We start from the raw sequence: 22,063 nt of genomic DNA on the forward strand, positions 1-22,063 counted from the left end.
AGCGTGCAAGTTCGGTGCGTCGGTGCGTCAGCGGGCAAGGTGTTGGGAGTGGAGGTGAAGGAGGAGGCCGGGGGGGCCTGCGAGTGGTCTTGGGGAAACTGGATGTCGTACCAATTTCGGTTTACTCAGGGGCGTGGCGGCTCGGTCCGGCGTCCCTCCGGGACGCGAGGTTGAAGGGGACGCGGGATCCGGTGGTTGTCACCACCGGCTACAGTCCGACGTCCCTCCGGGACTGAATACAAAGGCCAGCGAGTGCGCTGGGAATTGGGCGCCCGGGTGGGTGGGCGTACTGGGCACGAGCGAGGGCTTTGAAATTGTACGGAGTCCGGTGTCGAATGCGGGATTGCCTCAGGCGGTCAGGGGTAATGCGAACTGAGCAAACTAAAGTTTGTACTACAAACAGCTTCTGGCTTCCGCTGAGGGGGGAGGTTGAGGGTGCGCATCCCATTCGACTGAACCGGCGGGACGCCGGTGTCACCGAGTGCGGGTCCCGTCCCGGAGGGACGATGGATGGTAGCCGGTGGTGACAACCACCGGATTGCGCCATTTCCATCTGCCTCGCGTCCCGGAGGGACGCCGGACAGGACGGCGGTCGGCGTCCTCGAATCCAGTTATCCGGGCACAAAAAAGGGGAGCAGCGCTCCCCTTCTCTGAAAACTAAAAACACCCCCTTACTTCACTACCGCAAACCGAATCAGATCTGGGTACACGCCCACCACCAAGATGGCCGCGACGAAGACAGCGAGGCTGACTTTTGAGAGCAGGCCGAGATCGGGGTTGGGGCCTTCGGTCTGGCCGTCGGCCTTTGAGTAAACGGCCAGGATGACCTTGAAGTAGTAGTAAAAGCCCGTGGCAGCACCGATCACGGCGATGGCGAGGTAGGTGTAGTACCCTTCCAGCACAGTGGCGAAGATGACGAAGAACTTGCCCATGAAACCGGCGGTGAGGGGCAGACCCGCCAGGGAGGCGAGGGCGATGGCGAGAGCAAGACCGAGGGTTGGGTTGGCGCGGCCGAGACCCTTGAGGGAGGCGATGTCTTCCCCGTAACCCTTGGCGCGCATGGCGCTGAGGATCAGGAAGCAGACAAAGGTCATCGGCAGATAGGTGGCCAGGTAAAACGCGGCGACTTCACCGGAGGTCATCTTCAACCCACCTGTGTGAACGCAGGCGAGGGCGACGAGGAGATAACCGGCGTGGGCGATGCTGGAGTAACCGAGCAGACGCTTGAAGTTGGTCTGGGCAATGGCGGCCAGGTTGCCGAGCAGGATAGTTGCACCACCGAGAATGAGCAGGATCTGGATGACCGGGCCAGCAACTACCGAGCCGGGCGTCAGGAAAGTGCCCACGATGCGGGTCAGCACCACGAACCCGGCTGCCTTGGAGCCGACCGAAAGGAAGGCCGTAACCGGAGTGGGGGCACCTTGGTAAACGTCCGGAATCCAGATGTGGAATGGGACAGCACCCACCTTGAAGGCGAGGCCTGCCAGCATGAGCCCGGCGGCGAAGAGGATAGGAGCGGAATTGCCTTCCCAATGGGCCAGCTTGTAAGCAATGCCGGAAAGCGAAAGCTCACCCGTCATGCCGTAGAGCCAGGACATGCCGTAAACCAGAAGACCGGTGCTGAGAGCCCCCAGGATCAGGTACTTCACCCCGGCCTCCAGGGAGGCTGCGCTGCGGCGCATAAAGGCGACCAGCACGTAGAAACTCACGGTCACCAGTTCCAGTGCTACGAAGATCGTAATCAGGTCCACGGCGGAGGCCATGACCATCATACCCACGCAGACAAAGAGCGGCAGACTGTAGAACTCACCCAATCCCGCTTCCTTGGTCCGCTCTGGGTGAGTGGCCACGAATTGGTTGATGATCGGGGCGTACTCCAGGGAGATGATGATGGTCGCCAGCGTGGCGATGATGGCAAAGCCCTTGTAAAAGAGCGCCAGGGGATCCACCACATAAAACTCTTGGAGCGAGTCCGGGACGCTGCCAGCGGCACCGCTCACGACGACGGCCAGGGCTGCAAGCAATCCGCCAATCGCCGCGTAGGCAATGAGCTTGCGGGGCATGTTGGCAAAGGACTCCACCAGCAGGAGCACGAGGCCGAGCAAGCCGAGACCGAGTTCGAGGGACAAGGGAGACATGGCAGTTTACTTCACTTCAAACCGGTCGCCGCCAAGGAGACCTGAACAACGTTCAAAAGAATGGCAGGATAGAGCCCGACCACCAGGAGCACGGCGGCAAGGAGGAACATCGGGACGCGCTGCAACAGCGACGGATCGCTCATAAAATGGCCGGCGGAAGGCTGGCCAAAGAAAATCTTGCGATAGGCACGCAGCATGTAAACAGCGCTAATGACCACACCCCAGAGGGAAAGTATGGTCGTGACCTGCAAGAAGGTGAAACCCTCGCTGGCCTGGAAGTTCTTGAAGGTGGAGAGGAAGATAAGCACCTCCCCGGCGAAATTGGCCAGGCCGGGCAGACCGATGGAGGCGAAGGCACCCACACCAAAAATCAGGCTCAGGAAGGGCGCATTCGCCGCCAGGCCGCCGAGCTTGTCGAACTCCAACGTGCCGAGCTGATTGCGCAGGCGGCCGCAGAGCATGAAGAGAAGGGCCACAGAGATGCCGTGGGCGAACATGAGGAGGACCGCACCGTTCTGTCCCAGAGCGTTGCCAGAGGCCAAGCCCAGAAAGATGTAACCCATGTGCATCACACTGGAGTTGGCGAGCAGACCGTCCAGGCGGCGCTGATGCAGCGTCACAAAACCCATGACGAGGATGTTGCCCAACAGCATGTAGAGCAGCGCGTGCTGCACCCAGGGGGTGTTCGCTCCGGTTGGCAGGAGCGGCAGAGCGATGCGAATGAGACCGTAGAGACCGAACTTCTTGAGCACGCCCGCGTGCATCATCGCGATCGGTGTGGGAGCCGCGGCATAGGCCGGAGCCGCCCAGCTATGGAACGGAAAGAGACTGACCAGAGTGCCGAAGCCAACGAGCAGGACAAAGAAGTTCGCAGCAGCGTATTTGGCGTACGGAGCATCAGCGGCCAGCGGCTTGAGGGCCAGGAGGTCAAACGTGAGCTTGCCCTTCTCCGGGCTGCAATACCAGACCACGCCCAGAAGACCCGCCAGGAGGATCAGACTGCCCACGCCGAGGTAGATGGTGATACGCCACGCGGCGTCCTTCTTGTCCCCATGGCCGAAGAGGGCAATCATGAGGAAGGTGGGGATGAGCGCCAGTTCGTGGAAGGCGTACAGGAAGAAGATGTCCGTGCAGAGGAAGGCCCCAAGAGCACCGGAGGCAATCAGCAAGGTGGAGGTGTAGTAGATGCGCTCCTTGTCCACCAAACTCCAGACGGCGGCCAGCGTCACCAGCACGGTGAGCAGCGCCATGGTGAGACTCAGGCCATCCGCCCCCACGGCGAACTGGATGTGCGGGCTGGTGAGGACGGTGCGAGCGTGGCGGAAGGCCATGGCCCCATCTGCACCATGCAGCGACTGGTAGTTCAGGAAGGCCCAGCCCACCAGCACCAGGTTCAGTAGCGACGCCGCCAGCGCCGTAACACGGGCGGGCGAACCCAGCCAGATGACCAGCGCGGCCAGCAGGGGCAGCAGGATGATGATTTCGAGCAGGCTCACAGTCTTGAGTAAAAAGGGCTTCGCTTAAAGGCTTGGGACTCAGGGTTTCGTGGAAAAGAACACCGCCAGGTAAACCACGACGACAATGCCCAGACCGAGCACAAAGGTATAGGCCTGAAGGCTGCCGGACTGTAGGCCGCGCATCCAGCCCCCCAGTCCACTGGCCAGTGCCGCAGGGAGGCGCACGGTCAGACCGTCCACGAAGATTCTTTCCAGAGCAGTGACCAACCAGGCAAAACGGTCCTGTCCATACTTCACGAGACCAGCGTAGAACTCGTCGATGTAGAACTTGTTGGCGAAGAGCGGGATGTTCACCGGATCCTTGTCCGCGTTCTTGTAAAGGCGAGTGGCGGCGAGGAAGCCAACGATGACGGCCACCAATGAGCAACCCATGACAATCTTCGCTCCAGCACCTTCATGATGATTTGGCACGAGCGCTTGAAGCGGCTCTGCCAGGAAGTGGTAGCCCGCCAAAACGGAGGGGAAGGCCAGGACCACCAGAGGCAGGATCATCACCAGCGGAGCTTCGTGAGCGTGATCTGCATCCTTGCTGCGAGCTTTGCCAAAGAACGCCACCACGACCAGGCGGGTCATATAGAAGGCGGTAAGCGTGGCAGTGAGGACAGCCATGGCAAACAGGATGCCATTGCCGTGGCCATGCTCAGGATACGCCACCGCAAGAATGCCTTCCTTGCTCCAGAAACCAGCCATAAGAGGCACACCCATCAGGGCAGCAGTGCCGATGGCGAAAGTCCAGAACGTGACCGGCATCTTTTTCCTCAAGCCACCCATTTTCCAGATGTTCTGCTCGTGGTGGCAGGCGTAGATCACCGCACCGGAGCCGAGGAACAGCATCGCCTTGAAAAATGCGTGCGTGTAAAGGTGGAACATCCCCTCTTTGGGTCCGCCCAAGCCCACCGCCATGACCATGTAACCGAGCTGGGACAGCGTGGAGTAAGCGAGGATCTTCTTGATGTCGCTCTGCTGGGTGGCCATAAGGGCCGCCATCAGCGCGGTGATGCCGCCGATCCAGGCGATGATGTCCCCCGTGACATGCGAGGCACCGATGATGAAATAAACACGCACCAGCATGTACACCCCGGCCGCCACCATGGTGGCGGCGTGGATGAGGGCGGACACGGGCGTGGGGCCTTCCATGGCGTCCGGCAGCCAGACATGCAAGGGAGCCTGGGCGCTCTTGCCCATGGCACCAAGGAACAATCCAAGACCAGCGAGGGTGATGACCCACGGGAAGTGGTCCTTGATGTGATTGAGCGCGCCGCTTTCCATCGAGCCCTGAAGCTGGGAGATGGAGACGTGGCCGGTGAGCCCGAAGAGGATGAGAATGCCCGCCATGAAGCCAAAGTCACCCACGCGGTTCGTGAGGAAGGCTTTCTTTGCGGCATCGGCTGCCTCGGGTTTCTTGAACCAGTGGCCGATGAGCAGGTAGGAACTGACGCCGACCAGCTCCCAGAAGATGAACATCATCACCAAGTTGTCCGCCAGAACGATGCCGTTCATGGAGAACATGAAAAGTGAGAGCGCGCCAAAGTAGCGGGCGCGCGCATCGTCATCCTTCATGTACCCGAGCGAGTAGATGTGCACCAGCATGCCGATAAAGGTCACGATGAAGAGCATGCCGCGGCTCTGCGTATCCACCACGAACCCTATGTCGGCTGTAAAGGTGCCTACCTTCAGGTACTCATACAAAAGCAAGCCGTTGGGCTGGTCTGCCGCATCCAGGAAAATGAGCGCACAGCCGAACATGATGACGGACACGCCGGTCGAGACCAGGTGCGCCACATTCTTGAGCAGGCCGTGAAACAGCAAGATGACCAGCGCCGAAGCCAGCGGCAGCAGCAGCACGGTTCCTGTCAGTGAAATGGGTTCCATCGTGACGATATGAGAAAAGAAAATGATCCTTAACGGCGCGGGTTAGCCCTTGAGCTTCTCCACCGTGGTGATGTCCACACTCTGACGCGCCCGGAAGAGCGCCACAATGATGGCCAGACCCACGGCCACCTCAGCGGCGGCCACGGTGATGGTGAAGAAAACGAGCGCCTGCGCATTGTAGTCCGGCAGACCTTCCACAAGGCGGAAACGGGAGAACGCCACGAGCGTGAGATTGGCGGCGCTCAGCATCATCTCCAGGCACATGTAGATGGTCAGGATGTTGCGGCGGACCACGACGCCAACTAGGCCGATCGAGAACAGCAGGCCGCTGACAAGGAGATAATGGTTGAGGGTGACCATGGGAGGCTCTCGGCAGGAATCAGTTCGCTCAGTTGACCAGGCTTAGTTCACTTCACGCTTGCTCAGGATGACGACCCCGATGGTGCCAACGAGCAGGAGCGCCCCCATCAACTGGATCTGGAAGGGGTAGCGGTGGAAAAGGGCCATGCCGACAAGCTTCGTGTCTGGCAGAGACTTCTTGGCGAGGTCTTCTTTGATGGTCGGAAGCTTCTGGGTCTCAGCCGCAGCCTCAAAGTGAATCGGCACATCGGCGACGGTCTTCTTGCCAGCCTCAAGGCCGCCCAAGATCATGCCAAGCTGCACAATGAAGACGATGGCCAGCAGCGCCCCGCCCACCACGGAGAAGGCGTTCACCTTTTTGAGCGCCTCCGCCTTGATGTCCAGGAGCATGATGATGAAGAGGAACAGCACCATCACCGCGCCGGCGTACACCAGGATCTGGATGATACCGATGAAATAAGCGTCGAGGCTGATGAACAACGCCGCGAGACCCGCGAAGCTCATGACCAGGGAGAGGGCGCTCGCCACCGGGTTCCGCAACACCACCACCATCAGGCCAAAGACCAGGGTGAGCGCAGAGAAGAGGTAAAACAGAACGGCGGGCATGAGATGCGAGCAGGAATGATGCGAATGCGGTCGGGAGACAGGAGAAAAATTAGGGGCGGGACTGGACTACTTCAGCTCGTTCCACTTGTTGACGAGGCCTTCACGCACCCCGCCGATTTCATAGAGCTTCTTCTTGTCGTGGACCATTTCCGCACGGCTCAGGCCCGTGATGGCGTAGTCCTTGCGCAGGAAGATGGCCTGCTCCGGGCAGACTTCCTCACACATGCCGCAGTAGATGCAACGGATCATGTCGATGTTGAAGAGGCGCGGGCGCTTTTCGACCTTGGCCCAAGGATCCGTGGAGGGGATCTCCTCCGGGATGATGGTGATGGCGCGCGGGGGGCAGATGAACTCGCAGAGCTGGCAGCTCACGCAGCGTTCACGGCCATGTTCGTCAGTGACGAGGGCGGGCGCTCCGCGGTAGTGGTCAGGCAGGTTCGCATCCCACTTTTCCTCGGGATACTGCATGGTGACCTTCTTCTTGCCCCTGAGAATGGCAATGGCGTGGCCAAGCGTGATGAGCAGGCCCTTGGCAAGCGTGGAGATGAACCACTTCTCGTGCCATTTGAGTTTGGGGCGTTGTACAACAACCGTTGCCATAGGGCGTGAGGGAATCAGGTCAGAAAAATCAGTTCGGGAGCCACACGATGAGCGCGGCAGTGAGAATCACGTTGGCGAGCGCCAGTTCAAACATGACCAGCCAGCCTAGCTTCATGAGCTGGTCATAGCGGAAGCGGGGCAGGGTCCAGCGCACCCAGATGAAGAAGATGATGAAGCAGACCACCTTGGCCAGGAAGCAGCCGATGTGCAGCAGGCCGAGCCAGATGGGCGTGGCCCCTTCCACATAACCGAGACCAATCTGGGAACCCCAAGGGATGCTCCAGCCGCCGAGGAAAAGGGTTACCGCAAGACCGGACCCGATGATCATGGCCGCGTACTCGCCCATGAAGAACAGGGCGAACTTCATGGAGCTGTACTCCGTGTGATAACCGGCCACGAGTTCCGTTTCGCACTCTGGAAGGTCGAACGGTGCCCGGTTGGTCTCCGCGAACATGGCGACCACGAAGATAATGAAGGAGATGAAAACGGGGATCCAGAGGACGAGGCGCTTGAAGGTGAGCCCTTCACCCCAGAGCGGGAGGAGGAGCCAGCCGTTCTTGTCCTGGTACTGGGCGATCTTGGAGAGGTTCAGGTCTCCGAAGATCATGAGCACAGGGATGATGGAAAGGCCCAGCGCGATCTCATACGAGATCATCTGGGAGGTGCTGCGCACGCCGCCGAGGAAGGGGTACTTCGAGTTCGAGGACCAGCCTGCGAGCACGATGCCGTACACCCCAAGGGAGGCGATGGCGAAGATGTAGAGAGGGCCCACATTGAGGTCGGCAATGACCAGCTTGATGGGCTTTTGCAGCCAGGCACCTTCCACGCCGAACTTGGCCAGCCAGCTCAGGTCCAGCTCACTGCCGAAGGGCACCACGGCGGCGGTCATCATGGCCGGCACCATGACCAGCGCGGGCGCCAGCCAGTAGTAGAATTTCTTGACGTGGGCGGGAGTGAAGTCCTCCTTGAGGAAGAATTTCAAACCATCCGCCAGCGGCTGGATGAGGCCCGCCAGAGGGATGTCCTTCTTCCCGCCGAAGAGGGTGAGCGGGATGCCAGTGCGGTTTGGCCCCACACGGTCCTGGATGATCGCACTCACGCGCCGCTCAGCATAAACTGAGTAGGCGACCATGGGCAGGATGACCATGAAGCTGAAGAAAACGATCTTCACCGCCGCAGCGATGATGAAGGCGAGATTGATGCTGTCCAGAAAGCTTCCCATGACTTATCCCACGATGATGCCTTTGGCCTTGCGCTCGCGTTCCCGCTCCAGCAGAGGCACTTTTTCGCCCGTTTCCATGACCTGCACACCCAGTTCGCCGATGCGGGCGAGCGTCAGACCACTGAAAATTTCCACGTCGCCAGCCATACGCTTGAAGACGTCTTCCACGCTGTGAATGCCGTTGGAGCCAGCATAGGCGAGGATGATGTCGCGCAGGATTTCCCAATCATCGCGGGCCTCGCCCGGCGAGTTGACGGCCTTGCTCAGACGCTGAAGGCGGCCCGTGACGTTGATCATGCTGCCACGCTTCTCGGCATAGCTCGCCGCAGGAAGCACCACGTGAGAGAGCTCAGCGGTGGCGTTGGCCAGGATGTGTGAGGAGGCCAGGAAAGTCAGCTTTTCAAGAGCGGCCTTTTCCAGACCAGCCTTGATGAGGTTCTCACCCAAGGCGAGCACCACCTTGATGGCCCCGCTGTTGATGCCAGCGATAATCTGCGGGAGCTTCGCACCCGGTTCAGTGCCCCAGATGGCGCGTACGCCGTTGCTGTTGGGGTTCTGGTCGTCCGCGCGGAGGTAGTCGTCTCCACCGCCGGTGCGGGGCACAACGTCGTAGTTCTCGATGCCAACCGATTTGACGAGAGCGTGGGTGAGATAGAGCTCCTCATTGGTCATGCGACCGGAGGCAATCACCGCAATCTCGGTGGCTTTCACGCTCCGGAGTGCCTCGGCGACCTGATTCACGGCCAGTTTCCACGTGGTAGGATGGTGGCCGTTGCTCTTCTTGACCAGCGGCTGCGTCAGACGGTAGTCACTGTTCACAAAGTGGAAGTCCAGGCGGCCCTGGTCACACATCCACGTGGAGTTCACGTCGTTATTCTCCCGTGGCGTCTGGCGGTAAACTTCGTTCTGACGGCTGCTGATCTCAATATTGCAACCGCGGCCGCACTTCGTGCAGAGGCTCTTGGTCTCCTTCAGGAACCAGACTCGCATCTGGAACCGGAAGTCATTGGAGGTCAGCGCTCCCACCGGGCAGATGTCCACGGTGTTGAGGGAGTAGTTGTTCTCCAGGCGCTTGCCAGGGTGCACTGCGAGCGTGGTGTAGCTCCCGCGCTCGGTGAAGCCCAGCACGGGATCATCGGCGATCTCCGCCGTGAAACGGATGCAACGGGAGCACATGATGCAGCGCTCGTCGTCCAGACGGATGCGCGGCCCGATGTCCACGTTTTTCGGCTTCTTGACCTTCTCTTCACGGAAGTGGCTCTCGCCATTGCCGTGCTCGACGCTGAATTCCTGAAGGCGGCACTCGCCAGCCTGGTCGCAGATAGGGCAGTCCAGCGGGTGGTTGATGAGCAGCAGCTCCATCACCCCTTTGCGGCACTCCTCGCTCAGCTTGCCCTCGGTGCGGATCCCCTGCCCTTCGGCCACGGTGTTCGCACAGGCAATGACCGGACGCGGCATCCAGCCGATCTTGGCCATCCCAAATTCATCTTTCTCCGGCTCCTGCCCGGGTGCGGGACGCGGGGGCATCCCCATTTCCACGAGGCACATACGGCAGTTGCCGGGCGACGTGAGCTTGGGGTGGTAACAGTAGTGCGGCACCAGCGCCCCTACCTGACGGCAGGCTTCAATCATGCGCGTCCCCTTGGGGAACTTGTGCCAGACCCCATTAACCTGCACGTTCACCAAGTCCACGGCGGGTGGTGAAGCGGGGGCAGTTACGGCAGTGTTGCTCATGGAATGTGGTATCGCCCCACTATTTGTTTCAGGGAAGATCCAGCAAGCTGAATTTGTGAAATTTTTCACAAAGTCGGGTGTTGAGCCAGTGCGGCAATGGGCAGAAGCCAGTTGGCAGTAGGCAGTGCGTCAGTGGTCAAGGTGCTGAAAGCGGGAGGATGAGAGGGAGTCAGGGGGCTTGCGTGGGTTTGGTTCTTGGTTCGCCCGGGACTCGGACGCCGGGAGGCAGGATGTGCGTCAGGGGGCAACGATCCGGCGTCCCGCCGGGACGCGAGGGCCAGGAGATGGCGAGGTCCGGTGGTTGTCACCACCGGCTTCCGTCCGATATCCCTCTGGGACTGGCAGCAAGTGACACCGACTTCCTGTCGGTGCGTGGTACCGGCGTCCCGCCGGTGCAGTGGGCGAGCGCGGACTCCCGGAGGGTGTGGAGCAATCCGCCGCTCTTCGATCCCCTGCCTCACTATTACCCCTCGCCACCCATCGCCTCAGGTCTTCTGTCTTGTGTCTTCAAGTCTTGTGTCTCCCGCGCTGCGGGTCGGACTACGCCCGCAGCGTCGCCACAGGGGTAGTCCGGTTGTCTTAACCAGCTCAGGCAACGGAGGGGCGAGATGGTGCACACGACCGATGGAGGACCGGCGCAGATGGCCGTGCGCCCGTCCCGGAGGGACGCCGGAAAGCGAGAGATCTCCGATGGACCCGCGATTCCCCTGCCCTCCCATGAAGCACCCGATACCGCAGCTGAACCGGCGGGACGCCGGTAACACGCACAGGCGGGACGCCTGTGTCACCTCCTCTCAGATGTCGCCATCGATCTTCGAAGATGAAGCCCCGTTGGGAATGGGATGCTGGAACTGCTGCCCGGGGAAGAAGGCCTCCACCAGGGCCACGCCCAAACCCTCGGCACAGTTCCCAGTCCGGCCAAGGTCGTCGTTGATCCCCTGGCCCAGCATTTCGACGAACTGCTCACTGTTTTCGAGTCCCCGATGACATCCCGGCACGATCTTCCCAGGCCCGGCGGCCGCGCCGGGTTTCATGAAATCACAAAAACTCCACGAGGCATGCGTCACAATCAGAGCTGGGCGACCCGCTTGGCGGACTCCTCAATGGCAACACGGCTGCTGCCAGAGGAGGTCAGTATTTTAACAAACTCCCGCACCTGCGGGTTGTCGAGGGCCAGCTCGCTGAAGTAGGGATCATCGAGCGCCTGCGCCACGCTGATGCGCTGATCTGGATCACGGTGCAACAGCTTGTCGAGCAGAGCATCGAGACGCTCATCCGTGGGCGGCAGAGTGTCGGGATGATCCTTAGCCCAACGTTCGAGACGATATTCCGTAAAGGTCTTGGTGCCATCCTGGGCGTACTCAGCGATGTTGGTCGTGGTGCGCCCGGAGTTGCTGCCTTCAAACGGGGAGCCGCTGCCGTGCTCACCCGAGTAGGCCAGCTCACACATCGTGATGCCGAGCGCCCAGACATCCACTTTGGTGACATCCAGAACCTGGCCCGTAGTCACGCCTTCGCTCCTCTGAAGGCCCTTTGCGAGGGCGTCCAGCCCGCGGGTGGCCTCGCGCCACGCGGCCACCAGTTCATCCTTGTTGGAGTCCTGCAGTCCAGCTCGTTGTTGAATGTCCAGAAGCGTCCCCTTGACGCGTTGGAACTCCTCGATTGGCGCCTGATTTCCCAGTTGCCCACAGGCCGCCTCATAAGCCTCAAGATCGATGGAGGTGATCCACTCCTTGTCCATCAGACCGCGCAGCAGGGACTTGTGCGGGGGAAGTTGCATGAGTTCCAGAACCTCTGGAGGCAGATACGAGGGGGCATCAGGGAAGTGGTAATTCGTCGGCACCTCAAAGCGGCCCTCCTGCAGCCTCACCCCGGTGCCCAGGTCCCCCACTTTGCCCACACCATCGCGCCCCAGAAACACGTTCACCCCCTTGAAGTCAAGGTGCCCCACCCCGTTCTGATGGATGTGCCCCAGACCGCGGGCCATATCCCGGCACATCAGCCCCATGGCTTGCTGGCGCACGCGCCCCTGCTGGTCAGGCGAGAGACCAGTGAGCATTTCTGAGTCCCACAGCTTTCTGCCCATGCCGGAAACATCCCCATTCGGGCAGTACTCAAGGCAGATGGTGGTGTTCTTGCCATTGTGAATGATTCCCTCCAGGCGGACGAGGTTTTCGTGCCCGGCCTCGCCCTGAGCCTGACGGTGAATCTCCGCTTCATGGTGGGATTCACGGGCCTTCTCCCGCAGTTTTTCCGAGCGCTGATCCCCCACCATTTCGCTCACACCTTCGTCCAGCGGCTCTTTGACCACGATCGCGCCCCCGTCCTGCCCCTCGTAAATGTACACGCTGCCGAAGCCGCCTTCGCCAAGTGCGGCACCTCCTGCGCTGACGGGGACATCCTTGCCCCCTACCCCGCCCTTTGGCACATAGTGTGATTGTCCCACGACGAGACTGCCATCCGGGAGAATGCCGCCATGCGCATCCGTCAAGCCATTCACCATACCCGCATAGAGTTGGTCCATGGCCGTTTCCACCATGTCCCAGGCACGATCAGAGCCATTCATCACCTCATTGGACCGGGGCTGCGAAACAAAGATCTGGTTAAACAACTGCTCCTTTAGCTTCGTGCCAGAGCTGTTGGCAAACTTGTCCCCATCCACACCACGATGCCGCAGATCGACGACCAGGCGATTTGCCATGTCCCGAACAATCCCATCAAGCACCTCCTGGTTGCCCGTTTCCACAGCAAGCATGAAGGGCTCATAGGTCTCTGAGAGAGTGCCTTGGGGGCCATAGACATCTGATCCCAGATCCTGCAGCCCAGGTTCCTGCATCTGCGCCTTCAGCTTGAGCAACTCGCCGCGCACGAACTCCTTTAAGCCCGCAATGCGATCCGCGAGCCGGGCCTTGGTGGGCTGGCTGCCATAGTTGTCCAAAGCATCGGACAATCGTTGCAACACTTCCATTTTTTCCCCGGGAGCGTGGGATGGCAGATTTTGATATGCGTCTGCCATTCGTTTGATATCCTGGAGATGGCTGCTTCCGGTCCACTCAGTGCGACCCATTTTGCCGGGGAAGATACTGAGAAAATTGGACAGACGACGGCTCGCCATCTCCTCCGGCGTCTTCTTGAGGAGAGCCTTGATGCCCGCCCGGCTGATGACCTGATCCGACTCGATGCCGCGGTCACGCAATGGTGCCAGCGACTCCATCTGCAGGGCCTTCCCCTTGATCCTGGCAGCAAGGGAGGGATGGATCACTTCCGTCTGGCCCCCACCCTGTTCGGGTAGAGGAGCCAACTGAGTGACGGGAGTGTGATGAACATTGGCAAGGTTCATGAAGTCAGGCGATAGAAGGGTTGCGGGCGCGGTCTCGTGGCGACATGGAGGGAGGCGGGCCTCATCAGATGCGGACGAAATTACCCAGGGCCGGCTCCATCTCCGTGCGACAGGAGGATTCCGGCATCGTGATGGAGACCCCGCCCCCGGCCAGACGCTGCTTCCAGTGCACGGCCCAGTTTACAAACTGGTTCAGCACTTCCACAAACTCCTCCGCCGAGGCATCGGCGAGCGAATAACTGCGGTTTAGGAAGACCTCGCCCGTCTCACGCAACAGGCCAAAGGAGGTGCAGGGGCCGATCTCGCTGTCGAAAAGCTGGGCCTCCAGCAGGACCTCAAAAAACGCCTCCCGCCCACTGGCGGGCACCGCCCCGAGGGGGGCGTACACCACCACAGTCTCATGATTGAAGGGGGACCTCTCCAGCAGCACCGTGAGCTGGTCATCAACGCGCAGGGCGGCTACTCCAGTTTCCGCAAGCGAGAGAGATTCCAGAGCCAGTTCGTGGGCCGTCAGTTCGAGAAGGTCTTCGAAGTTCATGTAGAGCATGGGCTTGAATGACAGTGCATTCAATCGAGGCACCGTGTGATCCATACTCTGACTGGCTGGGTATAAACGTTACACCACAGATTAAAGAAACTGCAATCCCCCGCCCGGGTCCAGGCCTGACTCTGGCAAAGTCTCCAGAACACGATGCGCCACCCTGTGAAAATCGCCCGCATGCATCAGTTGGGACAGGCAGCTATCTCAAGACTGAACCACGCCCAGCCACCGCTTGCGCCACTTCCCTTCGCACCTCTCAAGGGTGGGGGCGCCCGAGAGCCGGGAGAGCCTGAGCAGAACGGACCGACCGCGCGCGTTTGGGGTGGATGCCAAGGAACCAGCCTTGAGGCGGCCGCCCCAGATCGAAGCTGATCCCCAGCGGGGATCTCTACGATGGGCACCTCCCAGGACGATGATCAGGTGGGAAGGCCGACCGCATCTGCTTCCCCCCCACATTAACACCCCCACGTCAGTCCCCAGCTTCCTTGGCAGGCCATGCTCTTGGCAGCAGATAAAGCAAGATCACATCCTGAAGGGATCCCTGCGCATATCGCCGTCAGACATCAACGGCTGAACTGGCGGAAAGCCTCTGTCACTGCCCAGACACAAAAAAGGGGAGGCATCGCTGCTTCCCCTCCAATGAAAACTGAAATCTCCGCCGCCCCTACCTCAGGCCCGCCGCAGCGAGCAAGGTCTCAGGATTTACCACCGCTTGTTCCAGCTCGGGCTTGGTGTCGCCGATCATCTCCTCACGGAACTTCTTCACGAAGCTCTGAGTGGGCCAGGAGCAGGCTTCACCGAAGGCGCAGATGGTCTTGCCTTCGATGTTGTTCGCCACGCGCTCCAGCTCAGCCACGTCGGAGGGGCTGGCTTCGCCGGCCACGATGCGGTCGCTGATCTTCTTCATCCACAGGGAACCTTCACGGCAGGGCGTGCACTGGCCGCAGGATTCGTGGGCGTAGAAGTTGTTCAGGTTGTTGATGACCCAGGTCATGGAACGACTGTCGTCCATGATGATGACGCCGCCGGATCCGGCCATGGAGCCGCAGGCGGCCATGGTGTCAAAGTCCATCGGGATGTCCATGATGCCCAGCTCGCGACCGTCGCGCAGCTTGAAGACTTCATCGGCGCGGAGCACCTTGGCGGAGGATCCGCCGGGGATGATGGCCTTGAGCTTGCGGCCGGGCTTCAAGCCGCCGCAGAGGTCGTTGATGACCTCGCCCATGGTGACCTTGCCCACCTGCACTTCGAAATAACCCGGCTTCTGCACATCGCCGCTCACGCAGAGGATGCGGGTGCCGGTGTTGTTGGGAGTACCCAGCTTGGCGTACTCCTCACCGCCCATCTCCAGGATGTGCTTCACGTGGCAGAGAGACTCCACGTTGTTCACAATCGTGGGGCACATGTAGAGTCCTAGCGCCGCAGGGAAATAGGGAGGCTTGATGCGCGGATAGGGGCGCTTGCCTTCCAGGGACTCGATCAGGCCGGTCTCCTCACCGCAGATGTAGGCACCAGCGCCGCGGTGGACGAAGATGTCCAAGTCATACCCGGTGCCCAGGATGTTCTTGCCCAGGAAGTTGTTGGCCCGGGCTTCTGCCAGCGCTTTCTCCAGGATAATGGCGGCTTCAGGAAACTCCTCCCGCACGTAGATGTAGGCCAGGGTGGCCTTCACGGCGAAGCAGGCAATGACCATGCCCTCGATGAGCTGGTGCGGATCCTGGTGAAGGATGTAGCGATCCTTGAAGGTGCCGGGCTCGGATTCATCCGCGTTGCAGATGAGGTACACGGGCTTCGTGTTCGTGGGCGGGATGAACCCCCACTTCACGCCGGTGGGGAAACCCGCACCGCCACGACCGCGCAGGCCGGATTTCTTGACTTCGTCAATGATGGCCTGGCGCTCCATGCCAACGGCCTTCTTGAGCATCTCATAGCCCCCGTTCGCCACGAAGCTCTCGATGGACGGGGTGTACCCTTCACGATCGATGTTGCGGAAAATCAGGCGATGCTCCCGCGCGTGGGGCTGCTTGCCGGCTTTGTAGGTAATGGCGGCGCTCATCACTGATATTGCTTCAAAAGTTCTGCCGCGGCCTGAGGCTTCACGGATTCATGGAAATCGTCTTCCACCATGCACACGGGGCCGAAGCCGCAGCTCGCGAGACATTCCGCGAATTCGATGCTGTACTTCCCGTCCGCGCTGACGGCGATGGGGTGGTGGTGGTCCACATGGGAGCGGTCGATATCCGCTGCCTTGCAGAGGGACTCCATCAACTCATAGCTGCCAGCCATGGCGCAGGAGAGCGTGCGGCAGACGCGGATGTGGAACTTGCCCGGGGCGCTCTGGCGAAAGCCAGGGTAGAAGGTGACCACCTCCAGCACCTGAATGGGCTGCAGGCCGAGCTTGGCCGCCACCCAGTTCACCGCATCATCCGTGATGTAGCGGTACTCATGTTGCATGAGGTGAAGCAGAGGCAGCACGGCACTGCGTTTTGAGACGGGGTAATGCGTGATTACCTCATCAATCTTGGCTTCCAACGCTGCGGGCACTTCTAACGCCATAAGGGAAAGGGAACGTACGATCCGGAAAATAGGGGCTTAGCGGTCACACTCGCCCATCACGAAGTCAAAGCTGCCAAGGATGGCAGGCACGTCACTGAGCATGTGCCCGGGCAGGATCTTGGGCAGGATGCTCAGGTTCACAAAGGAGGGGCTGCGGATCTTCAGGCGATACGGGACGCCGCCGCCCTTGCTGCAAATGTAGAAACCGAGCTCGCCCTTGGGGTTCTCCGCACCGAAGTAAACCTCACCGGCAGGGGCATCGAGCCCCTGGGTGGCGACGATGAAGTGATGGATGAGCTCCTCCATCTTCATGAGCACGCCTTCCTTCTTGGGCAGGCGGTTCTTGGGGTCGCCCACGTTGACGGGGCCGCCGGGCAGGTCGGCCAGCACCTGATTCAGAATGCGGATGCTCTGGCGCATTTCTTCCATGCGGCAGAGGTAGCGGTCGTAGCTGTCGCCAGTGGTGCCGACGGGGATGTCGAACTCGTACTTCTCATAACCGAGGTACGGGTGCGCCTTCCGGATGTCGAAATCGATGCCGGTGCTGCGGAGGTTCGGCCCGGAGATGCCGAAGGAAAGGGCGTCCTCCTTGGTGATGATGCCGAGACCCTGGGTACGGTCGAGGAAGATGCGGTTGCGGGAGAGCAACGCGTCCATCTCATCAATAACCGGAGGGAGCTCCTTGAGGAAGGTCTTGAGGCCGGAGATAAAGGCCTCGTTCATGTCCCGCGTCTGGCCACCCACGCGGGTGTAGCTGGTGGTGAATCGGGCACCGGTGAGCTGCTCGCTCAGGTTGTAGATCTTCTCACGTTCCGTGAAGGTGTAGAGGAAGACGGACATGGCGCCCACGTCCATGGCAAACACGCCCACCCCGAGGAGGTGGGAGGAGATGCGGGCCATCTCACAGCAGATCACACGGATGGCTTCGCCACGCTCAGGCAGCTTCCAGCCCATGAGCTTCTCCACCGCCATGGCGTAAGCCACGTTGTTGGCGAGGGGGGCAAGGTAGTCCAGACGGTCGGTGTACGGGACGAACTGGTTGTAGTGCATGTTCTCGGCGATCTTTTCATCGCCGCGATGCAGGTAACCGACGTCCGGGTCCGCCTTCGTAATGATCTCACCATCAAGCTCCAACACCAGACGCAGCACCCCGTGAGTGGCTGGGTGGGAGGGGCCCATGTTGAGCACCAGTTTCTCGCCGATCATGTCCGACACGGCTTCTTCGTGACCCTGAGCATACTGCGCAGCCTTGGCTGCGTTGTCGGGCGCTTCGATTTCTTGGACCGTCGTGGGCATGCTGGATGGCGGGAAGTCTGGGACTACTCTACTAAAACGGACAGTGCGCGAACTGGCGACAGCGGCAAGCCTAATTTGTGAAAAATTTCACAAGCGCGGGGTGAGGGAGTCAGGGCTGACAGGGAGCTTCTGGGAGGAAACTTCAAAATTCAAGAGGGAGCTTGTTCTCCTGCCGTCCAATGCCCCCACTCCATCACTCCATCACTCCATTGAAGTTTGAACTTTGAAGTTTGGCTTTTGAAATTCCCCCCTCCCACCCCGTATCCATCCCCACGATGCGCCCGCACTTCCTCCTTCTCCCCCTCCTCGCACTCTCCGTCACCTGGCAACCCTGCCAGGCCGAGAAGCCGCTCAGTCCCATTGCAGCCAGCCTCCGGCCCTTCGTGGCGGACCAGACGATCTCTGGAGCGGTGGCCCTGGTGGTGAACAAGGATCAGATCCTGTCGCTGGAGGCCTTGGGCCAGGCGGACCTGGCGGTCAAGAAGCCGATGACGGAGGACGCGATGTTCTGGATCGCCTCCATGACCAAGCCGATGACAGCGATGGGGGTGATGATGCTGGTGGAGGAGGGCAAGGTGGAAGTGGATGCCCCGGTGTCGAAGTACCTGCCGGAGTTCAAAGGGCAGATGCTGGTGGCGGAGAAAACCGCTGACAAGGTGGTGCTGAAGAAGCCAGCCCGGCCCATCACGGTGAAGGATCTCTTCACCCACACGAGCGGCCTGGTGGGCAAGAGCCCGCTGGAAGATCAGGCGCTGGATGCGCTGTCGCTGCGGGAGGCGGTCTTCACCTACGCGATCAGCCCCCTTCAGTTCGAGCCGGGGTCCAAGTGGCAGTATTGCAACCCGGGCATCAACACCCTGGGACGGATCATTGAGGTGGTGAGCGGCCAGCCGTATGCCGAGTTCATGCAGGAGCGGTTCTTCACCCCGCTGGGCATGAAGGACACCACCTTCTGGCCCACCGATGCCCAGATGGCGCGGATCGCGAAGTCCTACCAACCCAAGGCGGACAAGAGTCCGGGGCTGGAGGAGACCACGGTGAAGTATCTCACCCCTCCCCTCTCCGATCGCAAACGCATGGCCCTGGCAGCGGGCGGTCTGTTTTCCACCGCTGGCGATCTCTCCCGCATCTACCGCATGATCTTGAACGGCGGAGAACTGGACGGGAAGCGGTATCTGAAGGCAGAGACGCTCAAGCAGATGACCACCAACCAGACCGGCGACATGAAGGTGAGCTTCTCCGACGGCATGCACATGGGCCTGGGCTTCCACCTTGTGAATGAACCCCAGGGCGTGACCGCCGCCCTCAGCTCCGGCAGCTTCGGCCACGGCGGAGCCTACGGCACGCAAGCGTGGATGGATCCCACGCGGGGCCTGGGCATCGTGCTCCTGATCCAACGGGCAAATTTGCCCAACTCCGACAAGTCAGACATGCGGGCGGCGCTGCAGAAAGCGGCAGTGGAGATGTACGGGAAGGCCGCGCGTTAGACAAAAGACTGGAAGACGAAAGATAGAAGACCTGAGAAATGAGCAGGCAGTCCGGGGCGGAGAATGTGATCATGGGCGCGACGCCTACTGATCCGTCCCGCATGCGGGACGGATCTCCAACCCCGGCGCGAACCCAAAATCTCACATGGAAGCACCGCAACCCTGTTGACGAGGTATCGCAGCCTGGGCAGCGGAAATGAACGGGTTATTTCCATGAAACATTCGCACCGTGGATGGAGTTCCGCCTTTAGGCCAATGCCATCAGGGAAAAGGTTGGGCAGAGCGATCAACGCCGTTGCATGAATGAAACTGAGGACCAACGGTCCGGTGTCATACCAGCCTGGGGCAGCGCCCCAGGTTAGGGGTTGAAAGGGAATCGGAGGGCTGAAGGCCCGGCCTCATCAATCCTGCCCACGACGAGCATCCCTGAATGACCCCGGGCCTACAGCCCTCAACCTCTAAAACCAACGCCAACCTTGGGCGTTGCCCAAGGCTGCTATCATGCCGGGCTTTCAGCCCTCAGCTCGTTCGCCAAAGGCGAATCATCGACCTCACCAGCTTTCCCCTGATGGCATTGGCTTTTAGGCGGTCCGGAATGTCCAAGACGTACTGAGCAAGCTAGAGATTGAACTACTATACTTCCCTTCGTTAACATTTCGAATTTTTAAAGTGCTGAAAAAGCCGAAAGCATCACGCAGAGAAGTATAACAGAGCCAGGGAGTGCAAGCGTCCTGTAAACATCACCCCTCCCCCATCCAGTTAATCCTTCCAAAGTCTTGTTAATTCTGTCTCCGAAAAGAGGCCCCTCACCGTCCCATCACAGCCAAGACACCCGCGGTGCCGATCGTCAGAGCCAGGAGATACATGGCCACCTTGTGCACCATGATCCATGCGCGGCGTTTCTTTTTGCCAAAGAGCATGACGATGCCGCTGATGAACAGGGCGATCAGTGATGGACCCGCGCAGGAGAGCGCCGTGATGCTCGGCGACATGGTGGCACTTCCCAACGCAGATTCGATGGCGCTCATGCAGGCCCCGATGGCCATGGCAATCACGAAGAACAGAGCGATGTGAAACCCCAGCCAGCCGAGTGGGTAGGGCTTGGGAGAACGTGCCAGCCGGAAGCCCACGGCCACGGCAGAGCCAAAGATCAATGCGGTCACCAGAAAGGTGAGCAGAATGGAGGTCATCAGGTGAGGTCCCTTCGTTGTGAAATGATCCGATGCGGAGCCGGGCTACTTCCCACTGGTGGCGAAATAAGAACCTGCGAGGTCCCGCACCCCGATGCAGGCAAAGGCGGCAGAGGGATGACGGGCAGCCCATTCCAACGCATCATCGAGCTGGGGCACATCGATCACGACGAAGCCGCCAAGGAACTCCTTGGTCTCGGCATAGGGGCCATCATGCACTTCGCGTTGACCGTTCCGCAGGGTGACCATGGTGGACTTCTCCGGCACGTCCAACCCGGCTCCGGCGACAAAAACGCCCGCGGCCCGCAGCGCCTCGCCATAGGCCATGCCGGCGGCTCTCGCGCTGGCGACATCGTACTGGTCGCCAGCCTCTTTGTTCATGTGCACGAGCAGAGCGTATTTCATAGGGATCGAATCGACTAAAGGAGCAGGCATGGATTGCAGAAAGGATCGGTGCCGCAGCGCAAGCCGCGCCATCGACACCCCGCATCGATGACGGGTCACCCGGCCGCATTTCGACATTTCGGGAAAAAGAGTCCAAAAAAGTTGGGGCTGGAGAGGTGGGGACCGTGAGGCCCCTCCAGATTGGGTGCGCAACGATGCCTGAACCTATCGGAACTTGGTGACATCGTCGACAAGGCGAAGCTCGCAGACGCTTCATATAGTGCCTCCTCACGTCGACAACTACACGGGCGCTGGATGGTTGGCGATCAAAGACCAGTGAGCAACCATGGCGTCGTGAGCCATCAGGGTGTGTAAGGATACGAAGGGAGTTTGAGCATGCCCTCTGCCGTGCGGCCTCCCTCGCCGGTCGTAGTTGTCGACGTGAGGAGGCACTAATTTCCCCGTCTGCGACGTCTGGATCTCGGAGCGCAGTCGCGTGCCCAAGGGATACGCTCAGGCCGCGAAGGCTGCATTAACAATCACCCCCTGACACTCCCCCCTGCTCCCCCATCTTGTTAATCTGTCAAAAATCTTGTTAATCCTGTCTCACAACTTCTCCCCAGGCAACTCACTGGCCTGCTTCACCCAGTCCGCGAACTGCACCTCATCGAAGGGCTTGTCTTCGTAGATGTCGAGATAGCGGGTGTCCTGGCTCTTCGAAGCACCGGGAGGCACGGGGTTTAAGGAGAGACCGCGGAAGAAAGTGACCTTCACGTACTTGTTGAAGCAATGGTAGGAAGTGAACCATCCCTGCCCTTCCAACCCGTAGAAGGGTGAGTTCCATTTCACGGCCTTGCACACCTTCGGCACCGTGCGCTGAATGATGGCATCGAGTCGCCGACCAATGTCGCGTTTCCACCCCGGCATGGCGGCGATGTAGGTTTGCACGGGCGCGTCACCATCGCCCTTGGCGATCTGCGGATTGCCGCCGGAGAGCAGCACCACCTCCCCGGGTTTCGCCGGCTTGAGCGGCGCAGACTTGGTGGCAGCTTTGCCTGCCTTCTTAACTGACGGGGCCTTCTTTGCGACCTTCGCCGATTTCTTGGAGGGATTTTCGGCCATGGGGTGGGTTTAGCAGAGTGTGGCCCGGGTTGCAATGAGGCATCTGGACAAGGGTGGCAATGACGCGGTGGAGGAATCGAACTCAACTGCGCCTCAAA

Annotated in this window: 18 protein-coding genes; 1 reads left to right on the forward strand and 17 read right to left on the reverse strand. The window is 60.3% G+C overall.

Annotation, left to right across the window (positions count from 1 at the left end):
• Window positions 1-671 precede the first annotated feature (671 nt).
• The 14 genes from VSP_RS26185 to nuoD form a co-directional block, all read right to left on the reverse strand.
• The gene (locus VSP_RS26185; protein ID WP_009964430.1) at window positions 672-2,138 is read right to left on the reverse strand and encodes an NADH-quinone oxidoreductase subunit N; all 1,467 of its coding nucleotides are present in this window, start codon (window positions 2,136-2,138) and stop codon (window positions 672-674) included.
• Window positions 2,139-2,149: 11 nt separating this feature from the next.
• Complete coding sequence (locus VSP_RS26190; protein WP_009964431.1) at window positions 2,150-3,634, reverse strand: complex I subunit 4 family protein; 1,485 nt, start codon at window positions 3,632-3,634, stop codon at window positions 2,150-2,152.
• Between the two features lie 39 nt (window positions 3,635-3,673).
• Entirely contained in the window at window positions 3,674-5,527 is a 1,854-nt protein-coding gene (nuoL, locus tag VSP_RS26195) for an NADH-quinone oxidoreductase subunit L (protein ID WP_009964433.1), read from the reverse strand.
• Window positions 5,528-5,569: 42 nt separating this feature from the next.
• On the reverse strand, window positions 5,570-5,887 hold the full coding sequence (gene nuoK, locus VSP_RS26200) for an NADH-quinone oxidoreductase subunit NuoK (RefSeq protein WP_009964434.1): 318 nt from the start codon (window positions 5,885-5,887) through the stop codon (window positions 5,570-5,572).
• 42 nt (window positions 5,888-5,929) lie between these two features.
• A complete protein-coding gene (locus VSP_RS26205; RefSeq protein ID WP_009964436.1) occupies window positions 5,930-6,493 on the reverse strand; it encodes an NADH-quinone oxidoreductase subunit J family protein in 564 nt (187 codons plus the stop codon).
• Window positions 6,494-6,559: 66 nt separating this feature from the next.
• On the reverse strand, window positions 6,560-7,093 hold the full coding sequence (locus tag VSP_RS26210) for a NuoI/complex I 23 kDa subunit family protein (protein WP_009964437.1): 534 nt from the start codon (window positions 7,091-7,093) through the stop codon (window positions 6,560-6,562).
• Between the two features lie 28 nt (window positions 7,094-7,121).
• Window positions 7,122-8,315: a complex I subunit 1/NuoH family protein gene (locus VSP_RS26215; protein ID WP_009964438.1), complete on the reverse strand. Its 1,194-nt coding sequence runs from the start codon at window positions 8,313-8,315 to the stop codon at window positions 7,122-7,124.
• A 3-nt stretch (window positions 8,316-8,318) separates the two neighbouring features.
• On the reverse strand, window positions 8,319-10,049 hold the full coding sequence (locus tag VSP_RS26220) for an NADH-quinone oxidoreductase subunit G (RefSeq protein WP_029190775.1): 1,731 nt from the start codon (window positions 10,047-10,049) through the stop codon (window positions 8,319-8,321).
• A gap of 794 nt (window positions 10,050-10,843) precedes the next feature.
• The gene (locus tag VSP_RS26225) at window positions 10,844-11,083 is read right to left on the reverse strand and encodes a hypothetical protein (protein ID WP_009964440.1); all 240 of its coding nucleotides are present in this window, start codon (window positions 11,081-11,083) and stop codon (window positions 10,844-10,846) included.
• A 35-nt stretch (window positions 11,084-11,118) separates the two neighbouring features.
• Window positions 11,119-13,389: a protein kinase domain-containing protein gene (locus VSP_RS26230; RefSeq protein WP_009964441.1), complete on the reverse strand. Its 2,271-nt coding sequence runs from the start codon at window positions 13,387-13,389 to the stop codon at window positions 11,119-11,121.
• Window positions 13,390-13,453: 64 nt separating this feature from the next.
• Entirely contained in the window at window positions 13,454-13,927 is a 474-nt protein-coding gene (locus tag VSP_RS26235) for a type III secretion system chaperone (protein WP_198141233.1), read from the reverse strand.
• A 667-nt stretch (window positions 13,928-14,594) separates the two neighbouring features.
• On the reverse strand, window positions 14,595-15,986 hold the full coding sequence (gene nuoF / locus VSP_RS26240) for an NADH-quinone oxidoreductase subunit NuoF (RefSeq protein ID WP_009964444.1): 1,392 nt from the start codon (window positions 15,984-15,986) through the stop codon (window positions 14,595-14,597).
• The gene (locus VSP_RS26245) at window positions 15,986-16,486 is read right to left on the reverse strand and encodes an NADH-quinone oxidoreductase subunit NuoE family protein (protein WP_009964445.1); all 501 of its coding nucleotides are present in this window, start codon (window positions 16,484-16,486) and stop codon (window positions 15,986-15,988) included. The genes nuoF and VSP_RS26245 overlap by 1 nt, the downstream gene beginning before the upstream one ends.
• Before the next feature lie 36 nt (window positions 16,487-16,522).
• Window positions 16,523-17,782 (reverse strand): NADH dehydrogenase (quinone) subunit D, encoded by a 1,260-nt coding sequence (nuoD, locus tag VSP_RS26250; protein WP_009964446.1) that lies wholly within the window; start codon window positions 17,780-17,782, stop codon window positions 16,523-16,525.
• 275 nt (window positions 17,783-18,057) lie between these two features.
• On the opposite strand from nuoD, the gene VSP_RS26255 reads away from it, so the two are divergent.
• The gene (locus tag VSP_RS26255) at window positions 18,058-19,269 is read left to right on the forward strand and encodes a serine hydrolase domain-containing protein (protein WP_009964447.1); all 1,212 of its coding nucleotides are present in this window, start codon (window positions 18,058-18,060) and stop codon (window positions 19,267-19,269) included.
• A gap of 806 nt (window positions 19,270-20,075) precedes the next feature.
• On the opposite strand, the gene VSP_RS26260 is transcribed toward VSP_RS26255, so the two are convergent.
• The 3 genes from VSP_RS26260 to VSP_RS26270 form a co-directional block, all read right to left on the reverse strand.
• Window positions 20,076-20,459, reverse strand: coding sequence for a hypothetical protein (locus VSP_RS26260; protein ID WP_009964449.1), 384 nt, complete (start codon window positions 20,457-20,459; stop codon window positions 20,076-20,078).
• Between the two features lie 45 nt (window positions 20,460-20,504).
• Complete coding sequence (locus tag VSP_RS26265; RefSeq protein WP_009964450.1) at window positions 20,505-20,864, reverse strand: YciI family protein; 360 nt, start codon at window positions 20,862-20,864, stop codon at window positions 20,505-20,507.
• Between the two features lie 585 nt (window positions 20,865-21,449).
• On the reverse strand, window positions 21,450-21,965 hold the full coding sequence (locus VSP_RS26270; RefSeq protein WP_009964451.1) for a DUF1801 domain-containing protein: 516 nt from the start codon (window positions 21,963-21,965) through the stop codon (window positions 21,450-21,452).
• Between the last annotated feature and the right edge of the window lie 98 nt (window positions 21,966-22,063).

It is taken from the genome of Verrucomicrobium spinosum DSM 4136 = JCM 18804 (genome assembly GCF_000172155.1).
In the GTDB taxonomy this organism is placed as follows: domain Bacteria; phylum Verrucomicrobiota; class Verrucomicrobiia; order Verrucomicrobiales; family Verrucomicrobiaceae; genus Verrucomicrobium; species Verrucomicrobium spinosum.

Bases quoted from the DNA above. Each gene is read 5' to 3' on its own strand.
- VSP_RS26235 (WP_198141233.1), bottom strand. From the start codon at position 13,927: ATGAACTTCGAAGACCTTCTCGAACTGACGGCCCACGAACTGGCTCTG.
- VSP_RS26255 (WP_009964447.1), top strand. From the start codon at position 18,058: ATGCGCCCGCACTTCCTCCTTCTCCCCCTCCTCGCACTCTCCGTCACC.
- nuoL (WP_009964433.1), bottom strand. From the start codon at position 5,527: ATGGAACCCATTTCACTGACAGGAACCGTGCTGCTGCTGCCGCTGGCT.
- VSP_RS26220 (WP_029190775.1), bottom strand. From the start codon at position 10,049: ATGAGCAACACTGCCGTAACTGCCCCCGCTTCACCACCCGCCGTGGAC.
- VSP_RS26230 (WP_009964441.1), bottom strand. From the start codon at position 13,389: ATGAACCTTGCCAATGTTCATCACACTCCCGTCACTCAGTTGGCTCCT.
- VSP_RS26215 (WP_009964438.1), bottom strand. From the start codon at position 8,315: ATGGGAAGCTTTCTGGACAGCATCAATCTCGCCTTCATCATCGCTGCG.
- VSP_RS26205 (WP_009964436.1), bottom strand. From the start codon at position 6,493: ATGCCCGCCGTTCTGTTTTACCTCTTCTCTGCGCTCACCCTGGTCTTT.
- VSP_RS26185 (WP_009964430.1), bottom strand. From the start codon at position 2,138: ATGTCTCCCTTGTCCCTCGAACTCGGTCTCGGCTTGCTCGGCCTCGTG.
- VSP_RS26210 (WP_009964437.1), bottom strand. From the start codon at position 7,093: ATGGCAACGGTTGTTGTACAACGCCCCAAACTCAAATGGCACGAGAAG.
- nuoF (WP_009964444.1), bottom strand. From the start codon at position 15,986: ATGAGCGCCGCCATTACCTACAAAGCCGGCAAGCAGCCCCACGCGCGG.
- nuoD (WP_009964446.1), bottom strand. From the start codon at position 17,782: ATGCCCACGACGGTCCAAGAAATCGAAGCGCCCGACAACGCAGCCAAG.
- VSP_RS26245 (WP_009964445.1), bottom strand. From the start codon at position 16,486: ATGGCGTTAGAAGTGCCCGCAGCGTTGGAAGCCAAGATTGATGAGGTA.
- nuoK (WP_009964434.1), bottom strand. From the start codon at position 5,887: ATGGTCACCCTCAACCATTATCTCCTTGTCAGCGGCCTGCTGTTCTCG.
- VSP_RS26260 (WP_009964449.1), bottom strand. From the start codon at position 20,459: ATGACCTCCATTCTGCTCACCTTTCTGGTGACCGCATTGATCTTTGGC.
- VSP_RS26225 (WP_009964440.1), bottom strand. From the start codon at position 11,083: ATGAAACCCGGCGCGGCCGCCGGGCCTGGGAAGATCGTGCCGGGATGT.
- VSP_RS26265 (WP_009964450.1), bottom strand. From the start codon at position 20,864: ATGAAATACGCTCTGCTCGTGCACATGAACAAAGAGGCTGGCGACCAG.
- VSP_RS26270 (WP_009964451.1), bottom strand. From the start codon at position 21,965: ATGGCCGAAAATCCCTCCAAGAAATCGGCGAAGGTCGCAAAGAAGGCC.